General features: G+C 64.7%; 3 protein-coding genes. All 3 read left to right on the top strand.

The window, feature by feature from the left end; translation table 11 throughout:
* On the top strand, window positions 1–373 hold a 373-nt coding region (locus ACTG4J_RS15085), incomplete at its 5' end, for a glycine cleavage T C-terminal barrel domain-containing protein (RefSeq protein WP_439140556.1).
* Between the two features lie 2 nt (window positions 374–375).
* Window positions 376–1,962 (top strand): trimethylamine methyltransferase family protein, encoded by a 1,587-nt coding sequence (locus tag ACTG4J_RS15080; protein ID WP_439140555.1) that lies wholly within the window; start codon window positions 376–378, stop codon window positions 1,960–1,962.
* A 6-nt stretch (window positions 1,963–1,968) separates the two neighbouring features.
* Window positions 1,969–3,257 (top strand): aldehyde dehydrogenase family protein (locus tag ACTG4J_RS15075; protein WP_439140554.1); only part of this gene is annotated, 1,289 nt, incomplete at its 3' end.

The raw sequence follows: 3,257 nt of genomic DNA, 5'->3' as shown, positions 1-3,257 counted from the left end.
GCTGGAAGCGGGGCTTGGCTTTGCGGTCAAGACCGGCAAGGGCGAATTCACCGGCCGCGACGCGGTGTTGCGCAAGCAAGATCAAGGGCTGCAGCGCATGATGATGCAGTTCCAGCTGCAAGACCCCGAACCGCTCTTGTTCCACAACGAGGCGATCTTGCGCGATGGCCAGATTGTCGGGCCCGTGACCAGCGGCAATTACGGCCATGCCTTGGGCGGTGCGATCGGGATGGGCTATGTGCCCTGCCCCGGTGAAAGTGCCGAACAGGTCATGGCCAGCACTTTCGAGATCGAAGTGGCGGGCGTGCGGCACAAGGCCCGCGCCAGCCTGACCCCCCTTTATGACCCCAAAGCCGAACGGGTGCGGATGTGAGCATGATACCGGAAAACCAGATCACAGATATCATCCTGCCGGAAATCGGCGAGATATGCGAACCCGCGCGCGCGCGGCGTTCGGGCGGGCGGGCGGCGCGCGTCGCGCTGCGCGCGGCCCCCTTGGCCGAGGATAAACGCCCCGTGCGCCCCGGCATGCCCGGCGGCCAATATCGCCCGATCAGCGATGCAGGTGTGCAGAAAATCCACCAAAGCGCGCTGGAAGCGCTCGAGGTGATCGGACTGGCCGATGCCCCGCCCTCCGGCGTCGAGATCCTGACCGGGGCGGGCGCGATCTTGGGCGATGACGGGCGCATCCGCTTTCCGCGCGCGCTGGTCGAGGACATGCTGAATGTCGCCGCACGCAATATCACGTTGCATGCCCGCGACCCCAAGCATGATATGCACCTGTCGGGCACCAATGTGCATTTCGGCACGGCGGGTGCGGCGGTTCATATCGTCGACCCGGTCACGCATGATTACCGCGAGTCGACCGCGCAAGACCTCTATGACGCCGCGCGGCTGGTCGACAATCTCGACAATATCCATTTCTACCAGCGTACGATGGTTTGCCGCGATGTGAAGGACAATCGCGAGATGGACCTGAACACGCTTTACGGCTGCTTGGCGGGCACGAAAAAGCATGTCGGCACATCCTTCAGCGACCCGGCCCATGTCGCCGATTGCTTCGAGATGCTGCACATGGTGGCAGGCGGCGAGGAGAAATGGCTGGAACGGCCCTTCGTCAGCAATTCCAACTGCTTCGTCGTGCCGCCGATGAAATTCGCCGAAGAAAGCTGCATCACGATGGAGGATTGCATCCGCCGTGGCATGCCGATGCTTTTGCTCTCAGCAGGGCAAGCAGGCGCCACGGCCCCTGCCCCCATTGCGCTCGCCATCGTTCAGGCGGTGGCCGAGTGCCTCGCCGGTGTCGTCTATGTCAACGCAATCAAGAAAGGCGCGCCGGCGATCTTCGGCACATGGCCCTTCGTCTCGGACCTGCGCACGGGGGCCATGTCGGGCGGATCGGCCGAACAGGCGTTGCTGACCGCGGGCTGCGCGCAGATGCACCGCTTCTACGACCTGCCCGGTGGGGCGGCGTCGGGCATTTCCGACAGCAAGCTGCCCGACATGCAGGCGGGCTGGGAGCAAGGCATCACCAATGCGCTGGCGGGGCTTTCGGGGCTGAACCTGTGCTATGAGGCAGTGGGCATGCATGCCTCGCTCTTGGGGTTCTGTCTGGAAAGCCTTGTGTTGGGCGATGATTTGTTGGGTCAGGCCATGCGCCTTGTGCGCGGCATCGATGTGACCGAGGACAGCACCTCGATCGATGCGATGAAGCAGGTGTGCTTGGGTGGCCCCGGCCATTACCTTGGCACCGATCAGACGCTGGGGCTGATGCAGACCGAATATATCTATCCCAAGGTCGGCAACCGGATGAGCCCCAAGGAATGGGTCGAGGCAGGCCAGCCTTTGCTGCTTGATACCGCTATTGCGCGCAAGAATGCGATCTTGGCCAGTGCGGGCTGTCAGGTCGCGCCCGAGATCGACACGGCGATCCGGTCGCGATTCAAGATCTATTTCCAGTAAGCGTCCATGCTCCATCGCTTGTCACAGCATTATGTCGGCGGCGCATGGGTTGCGCCCTTGGGTCATGCCAGCATGCCGGTCGAAAACCCGGCCACGGGTTTGGTGATCGGCGATTTGGCCTTGGGCGATGGGGCGGATGCCCATCGCGCGGTGATGGCGGCGCGTGGCGCCTTTGACGGGTTCTCGGCTTGGCCCGTGGCGGACCGGATCGCGCTTCTCGAGGCGATCCTGGCCCGCTACACCGCGCGCTACGACGAGATCGCGCAGGCCATGTCGACCGAGATGGGCGCCCCCATCACCTCCGCGCGCGAGGCGCAGGCTTGGGCGGGGCAGATCCATCTGGAGACCACGATCAAGGCCGCGCGCGATTTCCATTGGGAAGAGGCGCGCGGCACCACCCGCATCATCCGCGAGGGGATCGGCGTTTGCACGCTGATCACGCCGTGGAACTGGCCCATGAACCAGATCGTTTGCAAGGTCGCCCCGGCGCTTGCGGCGGGCTGTACCATGGTGTTGAAACCTTCCGAACTTGCGCCACTGTCTGCGCTGCTGTTTGCCGAGCTGTGCGACGAGGCGGGCGTACCTGCGGGGGTCTTCAACCTCGTGAACGGCACGGGCGCGGATGTCGGCGCGCATCTGACCGCCCACCCGCAGGTCGACATGGTCTCCTTCACCGGATCGACGCGGGCAGGCATCGCGGTGGCACAGGCCGCCGCTCCGACCGTCAAGCGCGTGGCGCAGGAATTGGGCGGGAAATCGGCCAATATCATCCTGCCCGGTGCCGATCTGGCGGCGGCGGTTCAGGCAGGCACGCTCGCCTGTTTCGGCAATACCGGCCAAAGCTGCGATGCGCCCACGCGCATGTTCGTACCGATGGCGCGGATGGAGGATGCGATGGCAGCGGCACGGGCGGCGGCGACAAGTGTCATCCTCGGTGATACGGCCGACCCCGCCACCACCATGGGGCCGCTGATTTCCGGCGCGCAGTTTGCCAAGGTGCAGGCCCTGATCAAAACGGGCATTGCCGAGGGCGCGACCCTTGCCGCTGGCGGCCTTGGCCGCCCCGATGGGATGAATATGGGCTGGTTCGTGCGCCCCACGGTGTTCGGCCATGTGACCCATCAGATGACCATCGCACGCGAGGAAATCTTTGGGCCCGTTCTGTCGATCATCGGCTATGACAGCGTGGATCACGCCATCGACATGGCCAATGACACGGTCTACGGCCTTGCCGCTTATGTCAGCGGCCCCTTGGACGCGGCGCGCGCCGTCGCCCGCCGCCTGCGCGCGGGACA

This window comes from Roseicyclus sp. (genome assembly GCF_965662675.1).
In the GTDB taxonomy this organism is placed as follows: Bacteria; Pseudomonadota; Alphaproteobacteria; order Rhodobacterales; family Rhodobacteraceae; genus Roseicyclus.
Note: the sequence above shows the minus strand (reverse complement) of the source record. Positions and strands in the feature narration are given on the sequence as shown.